General features: G+C 44.7%; 2 protein-coding genes. Both read left to right on the forward strand.

All coding sequences use genetic code 11. The features are described from left to right. Positions 1-1222 (forward strand): aldehyde ferredoxin oxidoreductase family protein (locus tag ACP5N5_RS06945; RefSeq protein ID WP_428134498.1); only part of this gene is annotated, 1222 nt, incomplete at its 5' end. Positions 1223-1278: 56 nt separating this feature from the next. Further along, the coding region (locus tag ACP5N5_RS06950; protein ID WP_428134501.1) for a MoaD/ThiS family protein at positions 1279-1546 on the forward strand (268 nt) is incomplete at its 3' end.

Raw genomic sequence — 1546 nt, forward strand, 5'->3', positions numbered from 1 at the left:
GCTCAAAGCGATTGTTGTAGCAGGCGATAATCAGCCTCAAATAGCTAACACAGAGGAGTATAGAAAGCTTGTTACTGAAATGACCGAGAGAATAAGGAAAAACCCTGTAACCGGAGGCGGTTTACCACAGTATGGTACAGCAGTATTGGTGAACATAATAAATCAGATCGGCGGATTACCCTATAAGAACTGGCAGTATGGCTACAATCCTGAGGCAGATAAGATAAGTGGCGAAACCCTTGCATCGAAATACCTTATAAAGCGCAGACCATGCTGGGGATGTCAGATAGCGTGTGGCAGGGTGACGCGTGTGCAGTTTGGGCCATACCAGGTACTATACAGTGAGGGCCCAGAATACGAATCAATATGGGCACTCGGCAATGATACTGGTGTAATGGATCTTGAGGCAATAATAAAGGCGAACCATCTCTGTAATGAGCTAGGATTAGACACTATAAGCATGGGTGCAACCATTGCTACGGCCATGGAGCTCTATGAGAAAGGATTAATACCAAGTGAGGATCTAGAGGGCATAGATCTGAGATTCGGTAATCCAGCCGCATTAGTCGACGCTGTATGGAGGACAGCTTATAGAGCTGGGTTTGGAGCAAGACTTGCCCTTGGAAGCAAGAGGCTTGCAGAGATGTATGGTGCACCAGAGCTGAGCATGAGTGTTAAGGGGTTAGAGATGCCGGCATACGATCCAAGAGCTATAAAAGGAATAGGGTTAAACTATGCAACCGCCAATAGAGGAGGTTGTCATGTATCAGGATACACTGTGGCATCAGAAGTACTTGGTTTACCCGAGAAAACAGATCCATTAAGCCCACAGGGGAAGGCTAAACTTGTTAAGATCTTCCAGGATCTAACATCAGTCGTAAACTCCGCTGTCAACTGCCTCTTCACCACATTCGAGATAGGTGCTAGAGACTATGCTAGACTATTCAATGCGGTAGCAGGATTCAGCCTTACCGAGCAGGAGATCATGACTATTGGTGAGAGAATATACAACCTAGAGAGATATATAATGTTCCTCTACGGGTTCTCAGCCAAAGACGATACATTGCCACCTAGACTGTTAAGAGAGCCTATGCCTAAAGGACCTGCTGAGGGGCAGGTAGTTGAACTAGACATGATGTTGAAGGAGTACTATGAGTTAAGAGGATGGATAAATGGAGTCCCCACTATTGAGAAACTCCGGGAGCTTGGGATAGAACTCTAAGATTTTTTTATCTATAAGGCTTTTTAGACTTGCTTGAACTGGAAAGGTGTTCTCTCTTGGCCAAGGTTAAAATACGCTTATTTGCTTCCCTTAGAGAGAAATATGGTGTAAGCGAGATAGAGGTTGAAGTAGAGAGTGATGAGTTTAGGGAAGCTATTGAGAAAGCTGGTGAAATCCTCGGCAGAGACTTCATTGATGAAGTCCTGACGAGTGAGGGATATAGGAGTGATAGGATAATCCTCGTAAATGGTAGACACATACAGTTTATCGAGGAGTTAAAGCTTAGGGATGGAGATGTAATAGCTATATTCCCTCCAATAGCAG

The organism is Desulfurococcus sp., from assembly GCF_049970475.1.
Lineage (GTDB): Archaea > Thermoproteota > Thermoprotei_A > Sulfolobales > Desulfurococcaceae > Desulfurococcus > Desulfurococcus amylolyticus.